Annotated in this window: 27 protein-coding genes; 20 read left to right on the top strand and 7 right to left on the bottom strand. The window is 64.9% G+C overall.

Translation table 11 applies throughout. The annotated features are described in order from the left end of the window. Positions 1-211: 211 nt before the first annotated feature. From C5B99_RS00610 to C5B99_RS00585, 6 genes are all read left to right on the top strand, one after another. Positions 212-1213 (top strand): hypothetical protein, encoded by a 1002-nt coding sequence (locus C5B99_RS00610; protein ID WP_104239840.1) that lies wholly within the window; start codon positions 212-214, stop codon positions 1211-1213. Continuing rightward, the gene (locus C5B99_RS00605; RefSeq protein WP_104239839.1) at positions 1210-1569 is read left to right on the top strand and encodes a GntR family transcriptional regulator; all 360 of its coding nucleotides are present in this window, start codon (positions 1210-1212) and stop codon (positions 1567-1569) included. The genes C5B99_RS00610 and C5B99_RS00605 overlap by 4 nt, the downstream gene beginning before the upstream one ends. Before the next feature lie 186 nt (positions 1570-1755). Then, a complete protein-coding gene (locus C5B99_RS00600; RefSeq protein WP_146081908.1) occupies positions 1756-2424 on the top strand; it encodes a hypothetical protein in 669 nt (222 codons plus the stop codon). Next, entirely contained in the window at positions 2421-2978 is a 558-nt protein-coding gene (locus tag C5B99_RS19795; RefSeq protein ID WP_219819592.1) for a sigma-70 family RNA polymerase sigma factor, read from the top strand. Before C5B99_RS00600 ends, C5B99_RS19795 begins: the two co-directional genes overlap by 4 nt. After that, the gene (locus C5B99_RS00590; RefSeq protein ID WP_146081907.1) at positions 2975-3580 is read left to right on the top strand and encodes a hypothetical protein; all 606 of its coding nucleotides are present in this window, start codon (positions 2975-2977) and stop codon (positions 3578-3580) included. The genes C5B99_RS19795 and C5B99_RS00590 overlap by 4 nt, the downstream gene beginning before the upstream one ends. Positions 3581-3834: 254 nt before the next feature. After that, entirely contained in the window at positions 3835-4158 is a 324-nt protein-coding gene (locus C5B99_RS00585; protein ID WP_104239836.1) for a hypothetical protein, read from the top strand. Positions 4159-4232: 74 nt separating this feature from the next. Here the strand turns inward: C5B99_RS00585 and C5B99_RS00580 are convergent, their stop codons facing one another. Beyond that, complete coding sequence (locus C5B99_RS00580; RefSeq protein WP_104239835.1) at positions 4233-4730, bottom strand: CGNR zinc finger domain-containing protein; 498 nt, start codon at positions 4728-4730, stop codon at positions 4233-4235. Positions 4731-4815: 85 nt separating this feature from the next. Here C5B99_RS00580 and C5B99_RS00575 point away from each other — a divergent pair, with 85 nt between their 5' ends. The 8 genes from C5B99_RS00575 to C5B99_RS00540 all read left to right on the top strand — a co-directional run bounded on the left by C5B99_RS00575 (position 4816) and on the right by C5B99_RS00540 (position 9667). Then, on the top strand, positions 4816-5688 hold the full coding sequence (locus C5B99_RS00575) for an alpha/beta fold hydrolase (protein ID WP_104239834.1): 873 nt from the start codon (positions 4816-4818) through the stop codon (positions 5686-5688). Between the two features lie 102 nt (positions 5689-5790). Beyond that, positions 5791-6231 carry a hypothetical protein gene (locus C5B99_RS00570; RefSeq protein ID WP_104239833.1) on the top strand — a complete coding sequence of 147 codons (441 nt, stop codon included), beginning with the start codon at positions 5791-5793 and terminating at the stop codon, positions 6229-6231. Between the two features lie 55 nt (positions 6232-6286). Next, the gene (locus C5B99_RS00565; protein ID WP_104239832.1) at positions 6287-6790 is read left to right on the top strand and encodes a hypothetical protein; all 504 of its coding nucleotides are present in this window, start codon (positions 6287-6289) and stop codon (positions 6788-6790) included. Beyond that, entirely contained in the window at positions 6787-7125 is a 339-nt protein-coding gene (locus tag C5B99_RS00560) for a transcriptional regulator (protein WP_104239831.1), read from the top strand. The genes C5B99_RS00565 and C5B99_RS00560 overlap by 4 nt, the downstream gene beginning before the upstream one ends. A gap of 213 nt (positions 7126-7338) precedes the next feature. After that, on the top strand, positions 7339-7833 hold the full coding sequence (locus tag C5B99_RS00555; protein WP_104239830.1) for a MarR family winged helix-turn-helix transcriptional regulator: 495 nt from the start codon (positions 7339-7341) through the stop codon (positions 7831-7833). 107 nt (positions 7834-7940) lie between these two features. Continuing rightward, the gene (locus C5B99_RS00550; protein WP_104239829.1) at positions 7941-8747 is read left to right on the top strand and encodes an MBL fold metallo-hydrolase; all 807 of its coding nucleotides are present in this window, start codon (positions 7941-7943) and stop codon (positions 8745-8747) included. Further along, the gene (locus tag C5B99_RS00545) at positions 8738-9175 is read left to right on the top strand and encodes a nuclear transport factor 2 family protein (protein ID WP_104239828.1); all 438 of its coding nucleotides are present in this window, start codon (positions 8738-8740) and stop codon (positions 9173-9175) included. Before C5B99_RS00550 ends, C5B99_RS00545 begins: the two co-directional genes overlap by 10 nt. Before the next feature lie 87 nt (positions 9176-9262). Next, positions 9263-9667 carry a hypothetical protein gene (locus tag C5B99_RS00540; RefSeq protein ID WP_104239827.1) on the top strand — a complete coding sequence of 135 codons (405 nt, stop codon included), beginning with the start codon at positions 9263-9265 and terminating at the stop codon, positions 9665-9667. A gap of 81 nt (positions 9668-9748) precedes the next feature. Here the strand turns inward: C5B99_RS00540 and C5B99_RS00535 are convergent, their stop codons facing one another. Next, positions 9749-10312, bottom strand: coding sequence for a TetR/AcrR family transcriptional regulator (locus tag C5B99_RS00535; RefSeq protein WP_104239826.1), 564 nt, complete (start codon positions 10310-10312; stop codon positions 9749-9751). 78 nt (positions 10313-10390) lie between these two features. Between C5B99_RS00535 and C5B99_RS00530 the strand changes: the two genes are divergently transcribed. Next, complete coding sequence (locus tag C5B99_RS00530; RefSeq protein ID WP_104239825.1) at positions 10391-11533, top strand: zinc-binding alcohol dehydrogenase family protein; 1143 nt, start codon at positions 10391-10393, stop codon at positions 11531-11533. A 282-nt stretch (positions 11534-11815) separates the two neighbouring features. On the opposite strand, the gene C5B99_RS00525 is transcribed toward C5B99_RS00530, so the two are convergent. The 4 genes from C5B99_RS00525 to C5B99_RS00510 form a co-directional block, all read right to left on the bottom strand. Beyond that, on the bottom strand, positions 11816-13819 hold the full coding sequence (locus tag C5B99_RS00525) for a serine hydrolase (protein ID WP_181064896.1): 2004 nt from the start codon (positions 13817-13819) through the stop codon (positions 11816-11818). Positions 13820-13997: 178 nt separating this feature from the next. Continuing rightward, entirely contained in the window at positions 13998-15095 is a 1098-nt protein-coding gene (locus tag C5B99_RS00520; protein ID WP_104239823.1) for an epoxide hydrolase family protein, read from the bottom strand. A gap of 228 nt (positions 15096-15323) precedes the next feature. Beyond that, a complete protein-coding gene (locus C5B99_RS19790) occupies positions 15324-15581 on the bottom strand; it encodes a CGNR zinc finger domain-containing protein (RefSeq protein ID WP_374953212.1) in 258 nt (85 codons plus the stop codon). A gap of 755 nt (positions 15582-16336) precedes the next feature. Continuing rightward, positions 16337-16825 (bottom strand): hypothetical protein, encoded by a 489-nt coding sequence (locus C5B99_RS00510; protein ID WP_104239821.1) that lies wholly within the window; start codon positions 16823-16825, stop codon positions 16337-16339. A 65-nt stretch (positions 16826-16890) separates the two neighbouring features. On the opposite strand from C5B99_RS00510, the gene C5B99_RS00505 reads away from it, so the two are divergent. Then, positions 16891-17409 (top strand): TetR/AcrR family transcriptional regulator, encoded by a 519-nt coding sequence (locus C5B99_RS00505; RefSeq protein WP_104239820.1) that lies wholly within the window; start codon positions 16891-16893, stop codon positions 17407-17409. 173 nt (positions 17410-17582) lie between these two features. Here C5B99_RS00505 and C5B99_RS00500 read toward each other — a convergent pair whose 3' ends face one another. Then, positions 17583-18146, bottom strand: a complete 564-nt coding sequence (locus C5B99_RS00500; protein ID WP_104239954.1) for a TetR/AcrR family transcriptional regulator — start codon at positions 18144-18146, stop codon at positions 17583-17585. An 86-nt stretch (positions 18147-18232) separates the two neighbouring features. Here C5B99_RS00500 and C5B99_RS00495 point away from each other — a divergent pair, with 86 nt between their 5' ends. The 4 genes from C5B99_RS00495 (at position 18233) to C5B99_RS00480 (ending at position 23426) form a co-directional block, all read left to right on the top strand. Then, positions 18233-19468 carry an MFS transporter gene (locus C5B99_RS00495; RefSeq protein WP_181064895.1) on the top strand — a complete coding sequence of 412 codons (1236 nt, stop codon included), beginning with the start codon at positions 18233-18235 and terminating at the stop codon, positions 19466-19468. Positions 19469-20632: 1164 nt separating this feature from the next. After that, on the top strand, positions 20633-21196 hold the full coding sequence (locus tag C5B99_RS00485) for a GNAT family N-acetyltransferase (protein WP_104239817.1): 564 nt from the start codon (positions 20633-20635) through the stop codon (positions 21194-21196). 188 nt (positions 21197-21384) lie between these two features. After that, positions 21385-21852: a hypothetical protein gene (locus tag C5B99_RS18935; RefSeq protein ID WP_146080665.1), complete on the top strand. Its 468-nt coding sequence runs from the start codon at positions 21385-21387 to the stop codon at positions 21850-21852. Positions 21853-22049: 197 nt separating this feature from the next. Beyond that, positions 22050-23426, top strand: coding sequence for an Imm61 family immunity protein (locus C5B99_RS00480; protein ID WP_146081906.1), 1377 nt, complete (start codon positions 22050-22052; stop codon positions 23424-23426).

The raw sequence follows: 23426 nt of genomic DNA, 5'->3' as shown, positions 1-23426 counted from the left end.
GATCCACCCCGCTCGCGAAGTTCAGAGCGTTCGCCCGTGCCGCGTCGGGCGAGGGGTTCTTCGAGATTTCGGCCCCCTGCGCCCCCGGAAGCATCTGGGGCACCAGGGCTGACGTGACCGGCGATGGTTGCTGTCAGCCTGAGATTGTGTTCTATTGTGTAGACACAAAGTTTGTCTCAACAAGTCGGAACAATTGACGAACGGACTACACATGCCTGCATGGCTTTTCATCCTGGTCGAGGACCCGTGGAGCGCTCTCTACAACCATGCCTGGGTGCCGGCTCTGGTGCTCACCATCGGTACCGTTACAGCGTTGAGGCGGCGAAGCCACAGGGTCCCGGTGACCGTCTGGTCACCACGCGAGAGGTGGGCGCTTGGGGCCCTCACGGCCGGGGCGCTGTTCGCCTTCATCGCGCAGCAGCTCGGACGCGACCTCGCGGCGGTCCGGTTCGTCAACCCTGACTGGACGACGAACTTCATCTGGTGGAAGTACGTGACGGTGCTGGCTGCCGTTCTCCTGCCGCTGTTGGCGGTGGCCGTCATCCTCAGGTCGGCACGTCGTGATGTCGAGGAAAGGGTGGCACCGACAACGGCGCGCGATTGGATGACGTTCTCAAACCGGAGCGCGCTTGCCGGTGGGGGCTTCCTGCTGGCGGCCTTCGCTGTTCTCATGATCTGGACGGGGGTCACATCGACACAAGCGTCTGATGGGGCGTACCGGCTCCTGGTCGCACCTGGCTCTTTTACGGGCGCGGGTTTCCTTGAGGAAGGACGAGACTTCTTCGGTTGGTCCTACAGCCTTCCCGTAGTCGCCGCGGTGGTCGTCGTCGCAGCCGCCGCTTGGGCAGTGCTCCGAGAGAATGCGTTGCGCCCGTTCCGCCGCCCATCGACGCTGGAACTGGAGCGGCAGGCTCGTCGCAAGATCAGTTCGACAGTGCTGACTCTTTCCGGGGGAGTCGTTCTTCTCACGCTCGCGATTGTGCTCCGCGATACCGGTTATGCCGGTATGCCGCATCAGGGCATGGTGCTCGAGGATGGAACTCACGTGGCAGTTGGGGCCTCGTACGAGGCTCTCGGGCGCCTGTTCATCGCTTCGGCTGCCATCCTCCGAACGGCTGGCCTCACGTTGCTCCTTGCCATTCCTCTCCTCAGCTGGCTCCCGAGCTTCGCCTCGCATCGCGATGTCGCGGCTCAGGCGGGCGCCCTTCGATGAAGGACTCCCCGGTTCACAGCGCCGACACGTTGCGCACTGCGGAGCAGATCTTCGGCTACTTCAAGGGGCTCATCCTCTCGGGGCGGCTCGGAGCAGGAGAGAAGCTCCCGACTGTGCGCCAGACGATGGTCGATCTTGACGTTGCTCTCGGCACAGCCGCCAAGGCGTACAAACTCCTCGAACAGGAAGGCCTGGTCGTGTCGCGGGGTCGCGCGGGCACCCGAGTCGCGGATGCGTCCGCCGCGCTGCCGGGGGCCGTTGCCGCCCAACTGCGGGCCGCCGTAGCCACCGCGAAGTCTGCGAACGTCCCTCATGGCGACCTCATCAACGCGCTGAGCGCTTACTGGACGGAGTAAAGCCTGACGGCGTCGCGCACGCTCGAGCATGCAGCTCCCGGCTGATCCGTCGGAGCGCCAAGTCGTATCTTCTGGGAAATCAGTCGGACGCTCGATGGGCAATTTCCCGCCCCGCGTTAAGAACGGGTCGCACCTGGACATGTTCACAGTGAAGGGCAAACGCTGAGGAGGGACGACATGGACGACATGGACGACATCGACGACCTGGTACGCCGAACGGCGCCGCCAGCGCTGGGCTCGGAATCCACGAACGCAACGGAGGCGCGGAAGATCGCCCACGCCGTCGCGGCCGACAGGCTGCCGCGACGCTCCAAGCTGCAAACGGGGTTCTGGGCCGCGATCCTCAGCGTGGGGCTCGTGGGGGTCGGCACCACAGCCGCGGTTGCAGGGCCCGCTCTGCTGGACTGGGTCGGTTTCACGCCGGACGTTGTGGTGCAGCGCACGTTCGAGCTCAGAACAGGTAGCGACGAACTCGGGCTCTGCACCGTCGTCGCGCGCATTAGCCCCGAGTACGGCGGAGAGCTGTCGGACGTCGAAGTGGATGAGCGCACTCAGGCCGCGCGCGAATTCCTCGCAGACTACGACTGGGATCCCTTCGTCGCGGCGATCACCGCCGAGGATATCGAAGCTGAGTTCAACGATCAGCAGGCTGAACAGCAAGCGCTCAAGAACCAAATCGAGGCCGGGGGAGGGGACTCGGCGGATGTCCCGGACGCGGAGCACGGCATCGCCGCGAGCTCGCTCGTGGGCGACGAGATGTTGCGGGTATTCGAGGAGGCCGGTTACCTCGACGGCGGAGTCTCCCTGGAGATGGCTGGCCGTTGCGGAGACGAGACTCCCGGGAGCTCCGAGTGACCCGGCGACGCGGACGTGACCAGCGGGAAGCGACGATCGAGGCGCTTCACCAGGCCAACGCGGCGGACCTCCTCAGCTATTTCGGGAGGCGGGTGAGCATTCCGGCCGACGCCGCTGACCTGCTGAGCGAGACGTTCGTCGTCGCGTGGCGACGAGTCGACCACATGCCCTCGAACCCTGAGCAGGCGCGGATGTGGCTTTTCGGAGTCGCCCGTCGAGTTCATGCAAATGCTGTCCGCGGATCGCTCCGACGCACGGACCTGACTCTCAAGCTCCGTCGGCAGCTCGAAACGCAACCTCTCGCAGCGATCGATTCCACGACGCTCGAGGTGCGCGAAGCTCTTGGTCAGCTGCCGGTCGATCAGAGCGAACTTGTGCGCCTGATCCTCTGGGACGGCTTCACTCTGCCGCAGGCCGCGTCGATCCTCGACATCAGTGAGTCGACGGCTCGCGGTCGCTACCAACGCGCCCGCATTCGACTTCGAGAACTCCTCCGTCCCGAAGAGCCTCCTATTACAACGTTCGCTTCTCAACGGGGAGTTGGAAGCGATTGAAGTCAACGAGCAGGAAGAGTGACCAGGAAGCCTTTCGCGCACGCGACAGTGCTTCAAGCGAGCGTGTTCCGGCACCCGGTCTGCGACCGACACCCCGGCACCTAACGAACCTCTACGGGATCATCGGGCTCCTGGCCATCGTCGCCGCCACCTTGGGTATGTTTGCTTTCTGGCCCGAGGATGCAGAGAGAAGGCCAATGGGGTCCATATCTGCGGACCTTGTGGAAGGGAAGCCACTCGAGCAAATACACCCCCTCGTCACGAGTGTCAGCGCGAACGTGGACATCGTGGACACCGAGGGGCACCCAGTGGATGCGTCGGTATCGCATTACACCGTCGTCTCGATCACCCACGAAGACAATCACCGACCGAAGATCATCGTGACCCGCGAGCCGTGGGAGGCGCAGAACAGTCTGGGGGAACTGCTCATGCTCTACGAGCGATCGGTGCACACAAGCATCATTGTCATCGACAACACGACTCAAGAGATCCTGCCTCAAGACGTCCGGGGGTACACCGTAGTCAGGGAAGAGCAGGTGTCTGATCACCGGACCGAGAACGGCAGGAAAATCTATTTCTTTGTCGAACGAATCCACGAATAGACGCGGCCCACCGAACCTCGCGATGGAACGACGGCTGGGCAGTTGTCGCTTCGCCATCGCGCGCAAACCCCGATGAGGCGAACTATTACTGCCTCACAGAGGGTCCCGACGTGGAAGCTCACACCAAGCATGAGTACCAGCAGGCCATCTTCTGACGAGTGGCCATCGAGAGGTGGAGCACTCATGGCCGTCTGTGGATTTCTCCGTGCCCGAGGGTTTGTCGTCCTCGATAACGGCGGTTGTAGGATCCCGGAATGAGACGAGCTCGCATTGTTGCTGTCATCGCCTGGGGGCTGGCCGCGGTAGCAGCCTGCGTCGTGATTCTCGCCCTCACGCTTCCCGCGTCCGTCGTCGTGTCCACGCAAGATCCCGTCAAGGTCATCTGCACCCCCGTCCTCGGCGCTGACCCGGATTACCGACTCGGTGTTCGCGACACGGGTGGGAACGGGATGCAGGAAGCGATCGGTGCCTGCGCGGCGTCACGCGACCGCAGCTTGGGGACCGCATTGGTGCTGGGAGTGGCGATCACGGGATCGACGGCCGTTGGCCTGGGTTCCCGCCGTCGCAGCGAGGCCTGACGGGGCCCACAACCTTCAGTCGCCTGACCCGACCAGAGTGATCGCTTGGGGGCTGCGCTCGCGGGCAGCTTGGCTCAGGCCTTGGAGCGGCGTGCGTGCGTGCGCGCCTTCATCCGGTTGCCGCAGACCGCCATCGAGCACCACTTCGCGGTGCCAGGGCGACTGTGGTCGACGAGGAACTGGGTGCATTCGTCATTCGCGCAGGCGCGGAGGCGCCCGGGGAACTCCGTGATCACGCTCGACCACGCCATCACGGCCCCTGCCGCAAGGCGGTCGTCGTCGGGAGCCTGAAGCTCCCAGGTCACACCATCCGGGGTGACGCGCGGCGTCTGCACGGCATCGTCGAGGATGCCCGTGAGCTCTCCGATCGCCCCTCCGTCGTCTCCGCGGACGACGGCCTGCAGCGCCTGTCGCGCGCGTCGAAGGCGCGCCAACTCGTTCGCGGATCCTGTCCCGCCCCAGCTGCGAGCGATATCTCGCCCCGGAGCGCCCTGGAGGCTGTCGGTCGGGGTGCCCTCGATGACCGGTGCGCTGTTCAGCAGGCTCAGCAGCAGTTCCTCGTTGCGAAGCACCTCTCCTCGCTTTCCCGCACTGTCTGGTGCGACGAATCCATGCTACCGTCCTGCTAACCAGTAAAACAAGCCAAAGGGGTTAGCCATGGTCACCGTCCACCACCGCACCGTCTCCGTCGATGGGCTCGACGTCTTCTACCGCGAAGCCGGCCCCGCCGACGCTCCCGTGCTCCTGCTCCTGCACGGGTACCCGAGCAGCTCCCACATGTTCCGGCACCTCATCCCCGCGCTGGCCGATCGGTACCGCGTCATCGCTCCGGACCACATCGGCTTCGGCCGTTCCGCTGCGCCTTCCGTCGACGAGTTCGAATACACCTTTGCGGCCCTCGCGCGGGTGACCGGTCGGTTCCTCTCGACCATCGGGGTCACGCAGTACACGATGTATGTCCAGGACTACGGCGCCCCGGTCGGCTGGCGCCTCGCTCTCGCCGACCCCGCTGCGGTCGTCGGGGTCATCTCCCAGAACGGCAACGCGTACGAAGAAGGCTTCGTGCCCGGCTTCTGGGACCCGATCTGGGCCGACGCCGCCGAGCGGACCACCGAGACGCGCGACGCGCTCCGTCCCGCCCTCGGCCGGGAAGCCGTCGAATGGCAGTACACCCACGGCGTGCCGGACACGACAACCGTCGACCCCGACGCGTGGGAGCACGACCTCGCGCTCCTCGCCCGGCCGGGACAGGATGACGTGCAGCTGACGCTCTTCCGCGACTACACCACCAACCGTGACCTGTACCCAGCCGTGCACGCCTGGCTCCGCACCTCGCAGGTGCCGGTTCTCGTCGTCTGGGGGCGCAACGACGAGATCTTCGACGCTGCCGGCGCCGAGGCGTTCACCCGCGACGCTCCGCACGCTCGCGTCGACCTCATTGATGGCGGACACTTCCTGCTCGAATCTCACCTGGATGAGGTCGCTGACGCCATCAAGGGGTGGCTCCAGGCCAGCGAGCGAAGCGCATAGAACGTCGGGTGGTGCGATGCCTGCTCCGGCTCGACCTCTATCCCGGTCGTCAGTGCCAAAATCGTGTTAGGTGCCTGACCGTGCGGTCGCTATATTTTCACCATGACCGCACCCGAACCTGAGGCTGTCTCGCGTCGCACCGTGATCGGTCTCGCGTGGGCCACTCCAGTTCTTGCTCTCGGCGTCGCCGCGCCTGCCATGGCAGCGAGCCCAGCGCAGCCGGTCACCCTCTCTGCGAACACGAGTGACTCCACGCGGTTCCCGATCTCCCTCACGACGACGGAGAGCCTGACGGCAGGCACGACCTTCGACGTGGACATCGACGGCACTGCGAATCAGTGGGCCCTCAACTCCTCGGGAACGACTCCCGGCACGTGGGGTTGGTCTCGATTGGGTAGTCGCGGCGCGCGCTTCACCTCGACGGGAGCAGTTCCCGGTACGTACGAGTTTGTTCTGGGTCTCGCAGGCATCGCTTCCTATGCAGGCACGATCCTCACGGTCACCACCCCGGAAGGGCAGGAGCTCACCAGGGTCGTTCTCTGATTCCTCGCACTGGATGACTTGCCACGTTCGCAACTCACTGGATAGAGTTGCGATCATGGCAAGTGACTTCGAGGATCAGACACCGGATAGCCGGGCCACGTCGCCCAGCCGGGATCAGGCGCAGGCTGCGCTCGACGACCTCGGGCACGACAGTCAGGGGTTGGCCGCTCGCATCGTCACGCCGTGGTGGTATCACCCAGCCCTCGGGGTGATCACCGCGATCTTCGCGGGTGCGCATGCGCTTCCCGGGGCATGGCCAATGGTGCTGTTGGTGCTCGGGATCGTCGCGATCCCGATCCTGACCACGACCTACTCCCGACGCTTCGGAGTGGTCGTGACGAAGCCGGCCGGCCCGCGAAGCAAGCGCCTGCTCCTGGCAACGCTCGGTGTGCTCGTCGCCGCGATGATGTCGAGTCTGGCCTTCAAGTTTCTGAGCATCGATCCGTGGTGGGCGCTCATCCCTGCTGGGGTCACCTTCATGGCCACCGTCATCCTCGGGCGCCGCTATGACGAGGCTCTCCGCCAGGAGGTCGCCGCTCCGAAGGTGGCGGGAGCGTGACGGCCGGTCGCGCTCCCGTGTTCAACGAGGTCATCCATGCGCCGCTGCGATTGCGGATCTGCGGACTGCTCCGGAGCGTCGACGAGCTGGAGTTCGCCGTGGTCCGCGATGCGCTCGCCATCGATGATGCCAAGCTCTCGAAGCACATCAGAGTGCTGACCGACGCCGGTTTCGTGTCGCTCCGCAAGGAGAGGTCGGCCAGTCGAGCCGACTCAAGGCGTCTCACCTGGGTCAAGCTCACGCCGATCGGTTCCACCGCGGTGGAGGCCCACCTCGCCGCGTTGACCGCTATCGCCAACGGTGCCGACTTCGACGCCCTTCCGGGGCAGGCGTAGTCCCCAAGTCATGGCGGCCCGGCGCTCGTGACCGGGAAGCGGCTCCCGAGCTCGAAGTCCCGGGTTGTTGTCCTTAGGTGGGGTGGTTGATCGCCGGGCTTCGTTGTCATCTCCCCGGTGGGCAGCGGTCTCGCCCATCTCCACTTCGTCGTCCGGCCGCGTTCTTGTGAGCACCACGACCCTCTTAGCGAGGAGGCGGATTAGGGTGACTTCATGAGTTCAGTGACCGTCATTCCGAGTGTGTGCGAGGCGGTCAGCGACCCACGGATCCTTCTCTTCGGCCGACTCCTTGGGGCCGCCAATGGGTGGGAGCATCTCCTCGCCAAGGCGCTCCAGGACGAGACGGGTCTTGAGCACACCCTGTTCGAGCTCCTGGTCGTCGTCGGGAGGGCTGGCCCAGACGGCATCGCGGTCCGAGATATCGCTCAGGCGCGCGTGCTCACGTCGGGAGGTGCGACTCGGCTCGTGCAGCGCGGCGTGCAGCGCGGCTTCGTCACGCGCAAACCCTCGACGGAGGATGCGCGCGTCCAGCTGGTCAACCTCACCGAGGAGGGGGAGCGGATGCTGTTGCACTCGAGTGCTGTGCACGCTGCCAACATCGAGCGGACGCTGCTCGCGGTGCTTCCGGAAGAGCACCGCGCGGCATTCGCTGCCTCGGTCGAGGCGCTCAGCAAGGAAGCTGCGCGGGCGCTGCCCATCATGCCCTGACCGGGGCGGAGTCATGCCGCGAAAGTTCCGGGAATAGCTGACTGCTCAGCTAAGTTGCTTCTTGTGTGCGGCAGACGCTGCACAGCCAAAGAAAGCGATCACCGACCATGACACTCTCCTTCGAAGTCTTCGATCTCAACTTCCCCGTCGGCTCCCTCAACAAGTCCGCCGTGCTCGTCACCGGGCCAACAGAGGCGGTCCTCGTCGACGCTGGCTTCACTCGAGCTGACGGGCACCGGCTTGTGGCTGCGATCCTCGACTCCGGCAAGACCCTCATGACCGTGTTCGTCAGTCACGCGGACCCGGACTTCTACTTCGGCCTTGAAGTCATCGCCGAGGCGTTCCCCGAGGCAATCGTCACGGCGACCCCGATCGTCATCGAACACATCTCGGCCTCCTTCGAGGGCAAGCTCAAGGCCTGGGCCACGCTCGGCACGAACCTGCCGACACGCTTCCCCGAGATCTCACCGCTCACCTCCGACACCATCACGGTCGACGGTGAAGAGCTCGAGCTCCGTGGCGGCTCCGAGCTCCTCCCCGACCGCCACTACCTCTGGTACCCCGCGCAGCGCGTCATCCTCGGCGGTGTTCTCGTGTTCCAGCAGGAGCACGTCTGGACCGCAGACACCGCCACGCCCGAACTGCGCTCGGCCTGGGTCGACCAGCTCGACGCGATGTCGGCCCTCGACCCGATCACCGTCATCCCAGGTCATCGCCTGCCCGACACGGCGAACGACGCGAGCGCACTTCGGTACACCCGCACCTACCTCGACACGTTCGAGAAGGTACTGGCTGAAACCACGGACGGCGCTGCCGCCACTGCACTGCTGAACCAGAAGTACCCCGACTCCGGGATGGGCATCGCAGCTCAGATCGGGACCAAAGTTGCCAAGGGAGAGACGACATGGGGCTGAACCAGAGCACAAACGACGACGAAAACGAGACGACGAGCGCTGCACCGCGGGATGTGGTCCGCCGTCAGTACCTCGCCTCAGCGGCGGGCGACCTCGACGCGCTCCGGGCCACCCTGGCCCCCGACGTCGAGTGGACCGAAATGGCAGGGTTCCCACTCGCAGGGACGTACCGAACGCCCCGAGGGGTGACCTCGAACGTCATGGAAGTCCTCGGCCGCGACTGGGAGGACTGGACTGCCCACGACGATTCCTACATCGTCGAGGGGGAGAATGTGGTCGTGCTTGCGCGGTACACCGCAACCCACCGAACCACGGGCAAGGCGCTGAACGCACGGGTTGCCCACCATTTCGTGGTTCGCGGCGGACTCATCGTGCGGTTCGAGCAGTTCGTCGACACTGCCCTGGTCGCGGAGGCGGCAGCAGGTTAACTCGGCGCAACGGTCGACGTGAGCTGGGGCGTCTTGTGCTGTGCACGAGGCGCCCTGGCCTCGGGGTCGGGTCCCTAGAATCACCCCATGACGCAGCCGACCTTGCCGCAGTCACCTCGCGACGTGGCAGAGCCGAGGCGGGCTCATGAGTGGTGGGCACTCGTCCTGACGGTGCTGATCTTTGGAACGATGCTGTTCCTGGTTGGTGTGTTCTGGATGCTGAGCATTGGTGAAGCCGTGCACTACGGCCACGGCTCTGGCAGCGACGCCCACCTGCGCTTCCGTGAAGCACTCTCCGGAGTGGGTTTTGGAGCAGTGCTCGTCCTACTCGCACTGGCAGGAGCGACCCTGATCTCTGTGCAAACGTGCAGAGCATTCGGCATCAGGCCCAGCGTGGGGGTGTTCTTCGTCGTCGGGCCTCTTGCCGCTGAAGTCACCTGCTTCCTTGCTGCGCCGTTCGTCTTGGAAGCCCAAGGCGTCTACCAGGGCTGATACTCGACGAGCTCGGACCGCTGTCCGTGGGGTAGTGGCCACGCACGTCCCCCCTCTTGGACTCATTCGATGTGCTCGGCGTCACTCGCTGATGCACTCGCGCATGTCATCCCAGGCCGACGTCACGCACTCCTCGAGCGGGCGATCCGTGGGCCCCGCGAGCCATTGATCCATCGCGAGGTCGAAACAGGTCACCGCAAGAGCGGCCAGCGTGCGCGACCAGCGAGGGGCGGTGCCACGTTGCTCCAGTGACTCCTCGATCGCGAGGGCGAGGTGGTGGCTCTGCAGGAGTTCGCGCTCGTGCAGTGCTGGCTCGCTGCGGACGATCAGGCGCCGACGAGCGATCGACTCTCGCCAGTCCTGAATCCCGCGAGATGCCGCGACCAGCCCCGCGCGGACCGTGGCAGCCCCGGTGGCGTCGGGCGGGACCGAGCTCATGAAGTCGCTGACAGCTTGGGGGAACTCGCGATCCCGGAGGAAGAGGACATCGCGCTTGTCGGCGAAGTGGCGGAAGAACGTCCGAGTGGTCAGATCCGCTGCCGCGGCGATCTGGGGCACCGTCGTTGCGGCGAAACCCTGTTGTTCGAACAGGAGTATCGCTGCACTTTCGAGCCGAAGTGCGGCGTCGGGGGACCATCGAGGCATACGAACATGATGTCACGAAGTGTCATCAGGTGTACAGTGACGGCACGAGATGTCATCAGGTGTGGAGAGCGAACGGTCATGAGAGAAAACACTGCAGCGTGGATCAATGCCCCATACGCCGATCTGACGATTCGGGACGCACCCGCACCCAAGCCGGGCCCGGGGCAGCTACTGATCGCGGTGCGCGCGCTGGCGGTGAATCCGCTGGATGCGATCATCCAGTCCAACGGCCGCCTGATGTACGGGTGGCTGCAGTACCCGGTGATCCTCGGCGAGGACGTCGCGGGTGTCGTCGTCGAGGTCGGAGAGGACGTGGGTGCCTTCGAGGTCGGCGATCGCGTCACGGCGTACGCGATCGGTTTGGAGAAGGGCCGCGACGCTGTGTCCGAGAGCGGCTTCCAGGCATACGTCGCCGTCGACGCGAACCTCGCCGCCGCTCTGCCGGACACCATGGCGTTCGAGGAGGCCGCCGTCCTCCCACTCGCGCTGTCCACGGCGGCAGCCGGGCTCTTCGAAACCGCGCAGCTGGGGTTGGACTACTCCAGCCTCGGAAGCCCGGAGACTCGCGACGAGGTCGTCGTGGTGTGGGGTGGCGCGACGGCCGTGGGAGGCAACGCGATTCAACTCGCCCGAGCGGCCGGCTATCGAGTCGTCACGACTGCCTCTGCCCGCAACCACGAACAGATGAAGAGGTTGGGAGCCGAGGCGGCATTCGACTACCGCGACGCGGACGTTGTCGACCGGATCATCGAGGCTGTCGACGGTTCCGTCGTCGCGGGTGTCCTGGCCATCGCCGTGGGGTCAGCCGAACCGTGCCTGAAGATCGCTCGGGCGACCGGCGCGACGAAGATCGCGATGGCGAGCCCGCCCGTGTCGTTCTACGAGCAGCCCCGTCGAGGTGGCCTCTCCCTCGCCCGGATCCGCCTGCTCCTGCGCTTGGGAACACGGAGCGCGCTGCTGCAAGTACGCAGCCGTGCCCGCAACATCAGGGCCTCGTTCATCTGGGGAAGCGCCATCTCGACCTCTCCCGTTGGTGCTGCCATCTGGGGGAGCTACCTCCCCGAAGCTCTCGCATCGGGCCGGCATCGCGCCTACCCGAATGCCCACGTTGTCGGAGACGGCCTTTCTGCTCTCCAAGGAGCGATCGACACGCTCCGCGGTGGCGTGTCCGCTCAGAAGCTGGTCGTCACACTGCACGACGCTGCGTCGGGGGACGCCTGATCACCCGCAGCATGGCGAGAGTGGCAGCCCGTTTGAGCGGGGCCAGATGCGTGGAGCCTCGTGCTGCGGATGCGAGGCCCCCATCTACCTTCACCACCGCCAGGTTCGTTTCGACACCCTTGGGGTTTGCAATGTCTTACTGGCAGTTACAGGCTGCACGACGGACGAGACGTCAAATGGGGGCGCGGGCTTGCTGCTCCCCGTCGAGGTCCGCCCCGTCGTGCCCGTAGATCGCACCGCGGGCGTCACCATCCTCGAGAACCACGGGGCAAGCGCCTGTGGTCAGTAGGTGATGCTCGGGAGAAGCAATCCGCCGACGACAGCCACGTACCCGAGTCCACAGAATGCGAGCGTCAGAACAATGCGTCCGGTGATGCGGAGGGTGTGTGCCCCTCTGGACCGCCACGGCGAAGGATTCTCCGCGTTGCTCTCCGTTGGTTGCGCGCGGTGGATTGCGAGGAACGCTGCGGGAAGCGCGCCCAGAACGGCCGCAAGGGTGAGGGCTTGTGCCGAACGCAGGATCACTGCGGACGGTGGAGCTCCGTCCGAGAGGAGCGTCGCTGCGACAGTCGCCCAGAGTATGCCCGCAAGCGCAAGCGCCACGAGGGCTGCCGCTCGGAGGCGGCGCAGCAGCCGCTCTCGACGCGGGGCCTCCTGAGCGATCTTGTACCAGCGACGGATGCCCCAACGCGCAGGAAGCGCGAGCACCGCGGCAGCAAGTACGGCGAGCGAGAGTGTCGCGATGATCGGCAACGCTGCCCGACTCGGCGACATCGGCTGGAGCGCGAACGCCGGGTTGAGGCCGATCGCGACCACGCGTCCGTCCTGCTGGTCGACGGCGAAGCGTCGTTGCCCATCAACCTCTTGCCAGACCCAGGGCTCCACCTCGACGAGATCCACGGGGGTACCGGCCAAGTCGGTGACCGCCGATATCGTCACCGCATTGCCCGCGCTTGGAGACACTTCCACGGTGGAGAGGGCGGCGAAAAGGCGCACGAACGTGGACTCGCTGCGTCTCGACACCTGATAGGTGCCGACGATCTCGTCTGCATGCTCGGCTGCGGTCGTCGTTTCCACGACGGCTGCGTCGCGCTGGTCGGGAAAGTACCGGTCTGCGAACCCGCGAGACAGGGCGTCTCGGATCGCAGTCGACGCGTCCCCGTTCAACCCGGTGCTGTTCAGGGAGATGTAGACGCCAGCTTCGTCGTCTGGGTAGAGGTCGAGTTGCGCGTGGAACGCGGTGAGGTCGCCTCCGTGGCTGAGGATCCGGTGCCCGTTTCTGTCCGCCTCGAAGTAGCCCAGGGTCATGCGAGGTCCTGCAGCGAGACCGCCGAGCTCCTCGGCGCTGAGGGCTGGCTCGTGCATCTGCTCCAGAGTGCGTTCGCTGAGCAGCGGACTGCTGTCCCCGAGCTGCGCGAGCATGAACGCGTTCATGTCTGCAGTCGTCGCGGAGATCGCACCGGCAGGGGCGGGTGCGTTGATCTCGAACGGCACTTCGGCGGAGCCGGTGAACGAGTAGCCCTTGGACATCGACGACTGCATCTCATCGGGCAGCGGCTGGGCGAGCGTTGCAGTCGACATTCCTACCGCGTCGAAGACGTGCTCCTGGACGTAGTCGGCGTAGCCGACGCCGACGGTCCGCTCTACGACATACGCGGCGAGCCCGTTCGAGTAGTTGGAGTACGCGGGGGTCGTGCCAGGTTCTGCGATCTGCTCGGGCGGGTCGACCGTAACGGCATCGCGGAGCGATGTGGCATTCTCTCCGGGGCCAGCGATGACTCCGGCGATCTTGTCCTCGAAGCCGGCGGTGTGGGTGAGGAGATGACGGAGCGTGATGGGTTTCTCGAATGACGTGTCGAGTGTGAAGTCGAGATAGTCCTGAACTGGCGCATCCAGGGCGAGACGTCCTTGCTCGACGAGCTGCATCACAGCGGTGGCGGTCACGATCTTGGAGATCGACCCGATGCGGAAGAGCGTGTGATGTGGATCCACGGGCACCGGGTCCTCAGTGTCCGAGCCGGTGTCCGCGTAGCCATACCCGCGCTGCGTCATCACCTGTCCCTTGCTGACGACTCCAACCGTTGCACCAGCGATTCCCTCACGCTCGAGAGCGGAAGGGAGCATCCCGTCGAGCCACGCGTTCACGTCATCAGTTGTGAGCTCGTGCGCGGCGCTCGTGAGGCCGACGGGCGCGGCTGCTGCGCTTGTCGCGCCGAGCATCGCGAGCACCCCTGTCAGGGCGATAGCGCTCAGGCCGCGAACGAGGAAAAGGGGAGAGCTGAGCAATTTTGATCCTTCAACGGAGTACATAGCTGGCAGAGCGAGGCCGGAGTATCGGCCAGACTCCCGAACGGTCCCTTCAATGGGCTTTCCCTCTCAACATAGGACCGGGACTGATGCGACGAAGCCGCAGTCATCTCCCCATTCCTCCCGGGACCTTGTCGTCCCCGGGATCTCGATGGCTTCAGGTGACGCATTGTGCGTGCTGTCGGATGGCGGTCGCGATCTCCGCAGGGTTCTCCCACGCCGTGAAGTGACCACCTCTCTCCAGTCGCTGGAACGCCCGGATGCCGGTATAGCTCTTCTCGGCGAGGGATCGAGGGTAGCCGCGCTCGTGAGTGTTGATGAGGATCGAGGCCGGCGCGGCAACGAGCGGATGATCGTCGAAATCGCTGGGCTCTGCGTAGCTGCGGAAGCTCGTTCCGATCGACCGCGTGTGCCAGTACAGAGAGACGAGGTCGAGAACCGCGTCATCGCTCAGGCCGCCGAACTCGCTCGCATGACCACCGTCACTCCAAGCTGCGACCTTCTCGGCGAGCCAGGCGAGCAACCCGACCGGAGAATCGAGCAACGCGACGGCCAAGGTGTCGGGGCGGGTGCCTTGTTGATGCGCGTATCCGCTTTCAAGGGGGTCCCGAGCTTGCCGAAGGAACGCGCGCTCGTCTTGGGTCAGCAGAACTCCTGGTCTCGCTTGAGCGGAGTACGACGGATGCGACGCGAGGATTCCGGCAACGGGGCCCGGGTACAGGCCAGCGATCCAGTCTGCGACGGGGGCACCCATGTCCTCGCCGTAGACGATATAGCGGTGGTGACCCAGGTGGTCGACCATCAACGAGTGCAGTGCTTCCGCGATGCGCCTCGCGCTGAACGGCTGCGTGGAAGCGGGTGAGTGAGCGAACCCGGGCAGCGAGGGAAGTATCACGGTGTGCTCGCCGTTCAGGGCATCCGCAAGAGGGAGGAGCTGCGCGTAGGAGTACGGCCAGCCGTGGATGGCGAGGAGCGGCAACTTGGCTTCGTCACCACTGCGCTGGACGTAATGGAGAGGGCCGATGGCACTGCGGTAGGAGTCGTGCGCCTCGCGATTCAGCAGGCGTTCGTGTGCCCGCCAGTCGTAGTCTCCGGCCCACCTTTCGATGAGTCGTTGAAGGACGCGCGTTGGGATGCCGCGGGACCAATCCTCGCCCGGTGACTGCTCCGGCAGCACCGCGCTACGGAGTCGGCGGTGGAGGCTCTTCAGGTCGGCGGGCGAGACGTGGAAGAAGGCGTTGGGAGGAATCGTCATGCGCTCAGATCTGCCGGTTCGTGAGCAGTCGTGTCTTTTCTCGGTGGCGCCGTTCGGTTTCCAGCGTCAAGTTGAGTTCGTATGCGGTGCGGTGCGCCTCGCGGCTTCGCGTGGCGTCGGATGCGTGGGTCACGCGCAGCAATGCAACGCCGAGTGCGTGGGCCACGCGCGTGAACCAGCTTCCGGCCGGAGGGTGGGCGCACTGAAGACACGTCTGTGCAGCGATCGTCACTGAGGCGCTCTCTCTGCCCGATGGCGGCGCACTCGTGCCCGCGTGGCGCATCGTGCGCAGCAGTACTCTCGGCCCCCACCGGACGAGTCGATGAATGGGGTTACACACGGCGCACTCGCGCAGCGCTTCGTTCGCCCTCGAACGCCGGAGGCGAGCGCGAGGAGAAGTGGTCCCGCAACCTGCGCCCACAACGAGCTCACCGCATCCGAGCGACCCGAGCGGTACTGCACGCCAGACGCATCCACGAACGGCATCACCGCGTGCTCCGTCACGACTCCGTTCAAAGTCTTGTAGGCCTCGGCATCGGATCCGTCGAGCAGGATCGAGGCAAGTCGGTCACGAACTGACCGAGCAGCTTCCAGGTCTTGAAGGTCCCGGGACGCGGGTGCAACGTCTGCGAGAACGCGGTGGAACCGAGCCATGTCCAACTGTTCCGGCCATTCGCCCTCTGGGCGCGTGGCGGCAAGGTCGACCAAGGGCCGGATGGGGTCATCATGCATGACTCGACCCTAGCAGAGATGTAACGCACAGCTTGTGCCTGAGGCGTTACGTCATGTGGGCTGGCGTCAGGGGAGATGCGGATTCCGGTGAGAAGTCAGCGAGCATGCGTCGCGGCGTCGCGGCCCCCAAGTCGACTTTTGGATCCAAACGCGAGATTCGACGCCCGCGCACTCGCTGAGACGAATCACGCTCTCGAGTTCCTGGAGTTTTGGCACAACGGGCTTTCCAACGAGGAAGCGCAGTTCCGGATCTGCGTCTATTCGATGGATGGTTCCCTCGAAGGGGCCATCCCAACGCCCGGATGCCTGGACGAATCGGGTCCGCCATCAACGTGGGCGGCGAAACAGGACGAGCTTGCTCAGTCCCCTCCAGTTGTCTCAAAACCCTAGAGTCCCGCCGTCGCGCGTGGCAGCCCGTTTGGGTCGGGCCAGATGCGTGGAGCCTCGTGCTGCGGGCGCGAGGCCCCCTATCTCCACTGCCGCCCAGGTTGTCACGACGTCGCGCGGTGCTACGGCTCTATTGATCCGCGGTCGACTGGGCTCCGCGCCGCGAGTGCGCACGCACCGATAAACGCGATCTGCAGCAGTGTCCTAGGTAGGAGGGGCGAGTCTGGCGCGCTTGCCTCCTCAACGCCTTTTGCGGCGATCACGTTGGCGGGGTAGATCGCCAGCAACAACCCGATGGTCGCGATTGCGGACCTTCTTCTGGTTCGGGAGACGGTCAACCCCACCGCGAGCACCGCCTCGACAACTCCGGTCACGGTGACCACCCAGCCCGGGAACGGAATCCAGGTCGGCACGATCGCCAGTAACCCCGAGCGCTGCGGCTCAACAAAATGCGTCGCCGAACCAGCGAGCAACACGGCACTCATGGCCACGGCGGAAGAAGACGACCATGTCGCCCACGGCCGTGCCCAAGCGACTCCGCGGCGACGCGCAACCCCCATGCTCACGCGCGTACCGAGCAGGCACAGGACGAACGGGTAGATGAGGGACATGAGACCTCCGCGGACGGCGACGCAATGTGACACTGACACATCAGGGCTAGCGTTACACTGACACAATGCTTGTTCGAGACCGCGAAGCCCTCCACTCCCGACTCCTGGAGCTCGCCGCTACGACCGTTGCCGAGCGTGGCGTCCACGCACTGAGCCTGAGAGAAATCGCACGGCAGGCGGGGGTCTCTCATGCCGCGCCAGTCCACCACTTCGGCTCTCGAGAAGGCCTGCTGACAGAACTCGCAGCCGGAGGGTTCGAAGCACTGAGCCGCGCACTCGACGAGACCCCTGGCGACATCTATGACAAGGGCGTCGCGTACGTGAAGTGGGGGACCAGCAACCCTGGCCTCTACAACGTCATGTGGCAGACGGAGCTGCTTGACCTGGCCCACCCCCGCCTGTCCAGGGCGCGCAAGAGCGCCTGGGCTCACCTCGCCACTGGAGAAAACGAGCCTGAGCGCGCTGATGCGCTCGCCGCGTTCGCACTTGTCCACGGCATTGTGCACCTCGCGCTCAGCAACACCCAACCTGCCCTTCCCCACGACGGCGCCGCCCTGCGGGACCTCCTCAGCAGACTCTCCTGAACAACCGTTTCCAGGCCGCGAATCGAAGTCGTTCCGCAACAGAGGCGGCATCGGGAGGCCCTTGGGTTTCGCGGCGTCTCACGACGGCATCTCAGACGCCGACGCCGACGCTGACGCCGACGTCGTCGCGGAGGCGTGACCACTGGGAAAAGCTAGGCGATCCCTTCTCGGACTCAGCGCACCATCAAGAGCACGTCGCGAACGAGTCGCCGCGCATACTCCTCGTCGACAGGAAGGGCGAAGACGACATGGTGATAGAGCGGTGCGACGATGTGGTCAAGGATCTGCACGACGGTAGGCGCTGCTTGTCCCCGCCCTGATGCCCGACGCACCATCTCCGCCGCCTGGTCGCGCCGCCGCTCCATCACGGGGCAACTCGAGACGGTCTCAGTGCGCGCTGCCACCATCGCTCGCAGATACCGTGTGCGGTGTGGCCGCGCGATGTCCTTGGTGATAATGAGTGCCCATTCCGTGAGATCCGTCTCAAGGGCGCCTGTGTCGGGAATCTGGTCACCCTCTCGCGTCAGCGCCGCGACGGAGACCTCTTCGAGCAGAGCGTCGACGTCGTCCCATCGGCGATACAGCGTGGTCGGGTTGACTCCGGCGCGCTCGGCGATGAGCGGAAAGGTGACCCTCTCTGTTCCTTCGCCGACGAGCTCGCCGACGGCGGTGTAGATCGCGTTCAGAACTCTTGCGCTCCGGCCACCGGGCCGGCTCGACGCTGCAGCAGATGACATGATCAGATTATCGCAAAGAAATTTGCTATAACCAACACTGACGCCTATGTTTAAAGCAAAGATCATTGCTTTACGACGGAGGTATCGTGCTCTCACGCCCCATCTCATTTGCGCTCGCTGGCCTCGCCGGTGCGGCGACGCTGACCGCCGCATCGGCTCCGTCTCCGCTCTACCCCGTCTACCAGCAGCTCTGGGGCTTCTCATCGTTCACCCTGACGGTCATCTTCGCGGCCTACGTCGTCGCGTTGCTCGTCGCTCTGCTCACGGTCGGTTCGCTGAGCGACCGGATCGGGCGTCGCCCCGTGGCATCGGCCTCTCTTGTTCTGCTGACCCTCGGCATGGTTCTCTTCGCAACGGCCGACAGTACGGGCGCTCTGGTAGCGGCGCGACTCGTGCAGGGCTTCGCGGTCGGCGCCGCCACCGGCACCTTCACGGCGATGATCATCGACAAAGCGCCGAGCGCCCGCTCCGGTTCGCTGGTCAGCAGCGCGGTCCCGTCATTGGGAATCGCGTTCGGAGCCGTGCTCGCCGGCGCGCTGGTCGAATTCGCGCCCTTCCCTCGGCAGCTGGTGTTCTGGATCCTGGCTGTCAGCTATCTGGTGATCGCCGCTCTCATCTGGCTGGTTCCAGAACGCGTCCGGCCAGACAGCCGCACAGCCCGCTCGATCTGGCGGTCGCTCCTGCCGAGCGTCGGGCTTCCTCCCGCCGCAAGGAGCATCTTCTTCGCCCTTGTCCCGTCGATCGCCGCGACCTGGGCACTAGGCGGCCTTTACCTGTCACTAGGGTCGTCAATCCTCGGCACCGTACTCGGCGTGCAGAGCCACTTCACCATCGGCCTCGTGCTCGGGGTCTTCTTCATCGCCGGTACGGTCGGCACAGCTGTCTCGGCATTTCTCCCCCCGCGCCTGGGCACGCTGTTCGGCTACGGAACACTGATTCTCGGGGTGCTGATCACGATCGCGGCACTCGTCATGGCCGGTACGCCGCTGTATATCGTCGGTTCGGCGATCGCGGGTCTCGGTTTTGGTGCGACCTTCCGCCTCGCCGTCGGCGCGCTGGGTGAGGCAGCTCCGGATGCGGAGCGTGGACAAGTTTTCTCGACGATGTACATCGTCAGCTATATCGCTTTCAGCGTCCCCGCGCTGGTGGCGGGCCTCGCCGTCGAGCGCTTCGGTCTCGAACCCACCGCGGTCGTGTACGGGGCGCTGGATGTCGCCTTGGTTGTGATCGCGATCGTGGCTGGTCTCGTCAGGGCTCGTCGTCAGGCTGTGGGGGTTCCGGATGGCGCCAGCGCCTCCCACCCACAGCCCGTTTCGCGCTAACCGATCAGTGGTTCACCAAGCCACGCCACACGACGCACGTGCCCGCAAGACGCTCAACGTCTTGTCGAAATGGGTGCTCACCGTCCCATGCTCTCGCCCGACCTAGCCACGGGCGGACACGGCCAGGCGGCGTGTCCACGACGAAGCGCGGGAGGTGGGCGCGGGAACACGTACTTATAGGGCTCACCCTCATTCTCACAACCCACGGGTTTTGCGATGTCTCACTTGGCCAGACTGGGGGAGCGAGACACTCCGAACTCGTCTCGACCATCCCGGGCTGCGCCCGATGTCGATCAGCCGGCCGTACGCGAACAGCTCGCGCGCTGTTCGGCCTACGCTCGTCAGATGAGTCCGTTCCTCCCTGGCGCCCGCGGAATGCAGCCCTGCCCGAACTGCGGCACCCAAGTCGTCCAATCCGATCGGTACCCCGAATACTTGTGCCTCGAATGCGAGGCTCGCGCAGTGGATGCGAACGGTGCACGCGTGGCTGGATCGAACGCGTCGTTCGGCGGCGGGTTCGTGTTGCACTGGCCGAACGGCGAGCACGAATCGCTGCCCTGCATTTCGGCGCGGGTGTGGGTTGATGGACGCGAGTGGGACTACTCCGAGGCGCGATTCGGCGGAGTCCTGATCACGCCAGTGCGAGAGCGCTAACCAACGTCACGCCTGTGAGATTCCCCGCTACGAGCAATTGACCGCACGTCTTCCGACCGGTCTGGATCGACAGCGTTGCATTCAGACCTTGAACGATGGGTTTTGAGGTGTCTCACGCGGCAGGGCACGAGATCGACACGTCTCGGCGTGCGAAGGCAACACGACGACTGCTCATCGCGTCTCGCAACACTTGTGGATTCCCTCAGGTGCAGAGCATGCAAGCTGGTTTCATGCCATCAAACGAGGAGAGAAAGATGCTCACGCTGCTTGTGAGCCTAGGAGCAGCGGTCACGCTTGTATGGCTCACGCTGACCAGCGGAATTCTGGGGCACGTCTTCGATCCAGGCTAGGGCGACTCGCTGCAAAAGTTTGCTCGCGAAACCCATGGGTTTGGAGACGGTCTCACTACGTTCTCCAGGCGCCCCAGTCAAGGCTGACACGAGCCGTGCTATACCTACGGCGCTCGGGACCCGCTGTCTGGGGAACAGTCACTGAGCATAGGATTTTCGGGTGCCAGTAGCGATACGAAATGCAACTCACTCAGACCTATCTCAAGCGGCAGCTACCCTTGCTGCCGCCTTCGATTCGTACCCGTGGACGCGCTGGAGCATTCCAAGCGACGACTACTCAACTCGACTCAAGCAACTCCAGGCCATCTACCTGACGCATGCGCTGCAGCACGGCGTCGTCGTAGTCAGCGACGATCTCGCCGGAGTCGCCGCCCTGCTCCCACCCGGGGTCCCCGGACCTGCCGAGTCTCTACAGGTTGAAATCACCGAGCTCATGGGCGATCGTCTCGACCCTGTATTCGGGGTCGAGTTGCCCCCCAGGCTCGAGAAATCATGGGACCTCGCGACGATAGGAGTGCGTCCTGAGCAGGCTGGGCAGGGCTTGGGTTCTCGACTCCTTGAAGAATGTTTGCGTCAGGTAGCCACGTCGCCATCCCCACGCATCTCCCTCGAAACATCTGCAGAACGGAACGTCTCCCTCTACAGGCGACACGGCTTCGAGGTCAGTCACGAGACGCAAATAGCGGATGGGCCTCTCGTCTACACAATGAGTATCGAGCTCTAGCCAGGGACGCACGGCGAGCTTCGCGGCGCTCAACCCGGTCCCACGTTGTCGCAGAACCCCTGGGTTTTGCGATGTCTCACTGGCAGGTACCTGCGCCCGAGACCTCGACCGAGGAGGGGCGATGACTTGACCGGCCGATCTGACAGCTGACGTGGGACCCTGTTCTCATGATCCGAGTGACGTGCAGCGTGACAGAACTCGAAGAAGACGGCGAGATAATCGCAGTTGGCGACAGAATCGAACGCCTAGCCGAGAAGGCCACCTGGCAGTACTACGGCAACGAACTCGACGAAATCTGTTGGCACTTCGACCAGTACGCTCCACTACGCAGCGCGTCGCCATGGTCGATCCTTGGAACCGTTGCATCGATAAGCGCTGTCTACGTCAGACTCGCCCTGACAGGTGCTCGAGAGCAGATCCTTCGTCCGGAACCCGGATCAGCGCATCTCGAGGAAGTTCTTACAACACGCAACACGCGAAACCCTCAACGAGAACACGAGCAACGCGAACTGGCAAAGCATGACCCTCCGGCGGGTGCGACTGGCTGGTACGGGCCCGACACTCTCCAAGCGCATGAAGGTGACGAGAGTCTGACCGGGTGGCTCATTACGCTCGTCGACGAGCGGGTACAGCCAGCCGACCCCTGGGTCCTCTGATTCTCAGAACCCATGGGTTTCGAGACGAAGGAGGTTCTGAGACAGATGCACCGCCTACAAGGAGCTGCATCGACCACATTGCTTCACGCGGCCGAGTAAACCCCAGCGATGAGCCTCGACTGCAGGCACTCGAGGCACGGTGGGGTCGGGTAGACCCGGCAGGGTTCCCTCGGCCCGGGCACGCTACCGTCGCTTGCGTGACGCTTTTCAACGCACTCGGTCCCTCGTCGATGTTCGCCGAGTTCATCGGGCTGGCTGGGTACGCGGTCGGCAGCGACGATGAGGACGTCGAAGTGTGGAGCAGGGGTGGCGAGGAGCGCCACCGAGTCCGATCAAGCGATGCCGGCTATCTGGTGGCCGGAGCGTCGCGATCGGGAAGCTATGTCACGGAGTTTCAGGCGTCACGGCTCGAGGACGTCGAGCGCTACCTGACCTTCCTCATCGGCAACGCATCAGTCCGGGGGACGCGTGGATTCGGGCTGCTGGCGACAAGCACTCAGCCAGCGCTCGCCGCTGGCACCGAGTCGGCGACCGACGGCAAGGGAAACGTTCGTCTCTGGAACGTGGCCGATCCGAGCCGAACAGTGATCTTCCTTCGCGGGGTTCCCTGGGAGCCCCGAACGTTCAGTCACCTCATGGCCGTGCCCCTCGGGACCCTTCGACGAGCACTGCTGGACCCACACGGATCTCCCGTCTTCGACGTCGGTCAACCCCAGGTGAACCCGCCCGTCGTTCTGTCGTGGTCGCCCGAGTGGCTGTTCTCGACGGCCTTCCGGGAGTTCGTCGCGCTCGGCGGCGCCGAGGTGACCGCACGTGGCGACACGGTGCTCGTCGGTGACTTCGAGACCGGCTATGAAGTCTCGGACGTTGACGGATGGTGGTGCGTCCGCCGGTACTCCCGTGGCCTACATGACACGAGGATGCGAGCTCGCGGCGTCGAAGACGTTGAGCGCTATCTGCTGCTGCAGTTCGGTCCGGCTGCCCGGCACGCTCCCCAGCTCAGGCTCCCCCTCCTCGTCGAGCCCGCTCCTCCCGTCGAGATCGCGGAAGGCCTGCGGTTTGAGCCCGTCGCACCCGGGTGGGTGTCCGTGCGCGGGACAGACGGCTCCGAACGGGGCATCGAGATCGCCGATGCTGGAATCACCGCAGCAAGGGATGCCCGCGACTTCACCCACCTGCTGCGCTCGACGCCGCAGGAGATCCGCGAGTCGTACCTCGACGCGGCGGGATCACCGGCCCTATCGCCCATCCTCGTTCCCGTCAGCCGTGGGGATGCCGTGCCACCCTCGGTCGATTGGGGACGGCTCTCGGCATCGGACCGCCGACTCGCGGACTCGGGATTTCGTCTCTTCTGCTCCCTCAACGAGAAGCGGGGGAAGGTCTTTGAAGATCCCGTGTCCGCGGCCCCGTTCGATGGGGGAGTCGCGGTGTTCCGATCGATTCGCGGCGGCGGCATGATCCTCGTCGCGCACGATCGATCCGTGCTCTACCGGTCCTCGTCGTACTCCTTCGAGCGGGCCCTAGACGAGTTTCGAGAAGGGCAGCGGACACCGCTGGACTCGTTCGGCGGCTGA

Origin of the sequence: Pseudoclavibacter sp. Z016, assembly GCF_002931215.1 — a bacterium.
Lineage (GTDB): Bacteria > Actinomycetota > Actinomycetes > Actinomycetales > Microbacteriaceae > Pseudoclavibacter.
The sequence above is the reverse complement of the archived record's forward strand: the minus strand, read 5'-3'. Positions and strand labels throughout refer to the sequence as shown.

Coding starts and splice junctions, on each gene's coding strand:
- C5B99_RS00535 (WP_104239826.1), bottom strand. CDS start 10,312: ATGCCTCGATGGTCCCCCGACGCCGCACTTCGGCTCGAAAGTGCAGCG.
- C5B99_RS00575 (WP_104239834.1), top strand. CDS start 4,816: ATGGTCACCGTCCACCACCGCACCGTCTCCGTCGATGGGCTCGACGTC.
- C5B99_RS00505 (WP_104239820.1), top strand. CDS start 16,891: ATGCTTGTTCGAGACCGCGAAGCCCTCCACTCCCGACTCCTGGAGCTC.
- C5B99_RS00500 (WP_104239954.1), bottom strand. CDS start 18,146: ATGTCATCTGCTGCAGCGTCGAGCCGGCCCGGTGGCCGGAGCGCAAGA.
- C5B99_RS00530 (WP_104239825.1), top strand. CDS start 10,391: ATGAGAGAAAACACTGCAGCGTGGATCAATGCCCCATACGCCGATCTG.
- C5B99_RS00545 (WP_104239828.1), top strand. CDS start 8,738: ATGGGGCTGAACCAGAGCACAAACGACGACGAAAACGAGACGACGAGC.
- C5B99_RS19790 (WP_374953212.1), bottom strand. CDS start 15,581: ATGCCGTTCGTGGATGCGTCTGGCGTGCAGTACCGCTCGGGTCGCTCG.
- C5B99_RS00555 (WP_104239830.1), top strand. CDS start 7,339: ATGAGTTCAGTGACCGTCATTCCGAGTGTGTGCGAGGCGGTCAGCGAC.
- C5B99_RS00510 (WP_104239821.1), bottom strand. CDS start 16,825: ATGTCCCTCATCTACCCGTTCGTCCTGTGCCTGCTCGGTACGCGCGTG.
- C5B99_RS00550 (WP_104239829.1), top strand. CDS start 7,941: ATGACACTCTCCTTCGAAGTCTTCGATCTCAACTTCCCCGTCGGCTCC.
- C5B99_RS00600 (WP_146081908.1), top strand. CDS start 1,756: ATGGACGACATCGACGACCTGGTACGCCGAACGGCGCCGCCAGCGCTG.
- C5B99_RS00585 (WP_104239836.1), top strand. CDS start 3,835: ATGAGACGAGCTCGCATTGTTGCTGTCATCGCCTGGGGGCTGGCCGCG.
- C5B99_RS00605 (WP_104239839.1), top strand. CDS start 1,210: ATGAAGGACTCCCCGGTTCACAGCGCCGACACGTTGCGCACTGCGGAG.
- C5B99_RS00570 (WP_104239833.1), top strand. CDS start 5,791: ATGACCGCACCCGAACCTGAGGCTGTCTCGCGTCGCACCGTGATCGGT.
- C5B99_RS00565 (WP_104239832.1), top strand. CDS start 6,287: ATGGCAAGTGACTTCGAGGATCAGACACCGGATAGCCGGGCCACGTCG.
- C5B99_RS00540 (WP_104239827.1), top strand. CDS start 9,263: ATGACGCAGCCGACCTTGCCGCAGTCACCTCGCGACGTGGCAGAGCCG.
- C5B99_RS00520 (WP_104239823.1), bottom strand. CDS start 15,095: ATGACGATTCCTCCCAACGCCTTCTTCCACGTCTCGCCCGCCGACCTG.
- C5B99_RS00610 (WP_104239840.1), top strand. CDS start 212: ATGCCTGCATGGCTTTTCATCCTGGTCGAGGACCCGTGGAGCGCTCTC.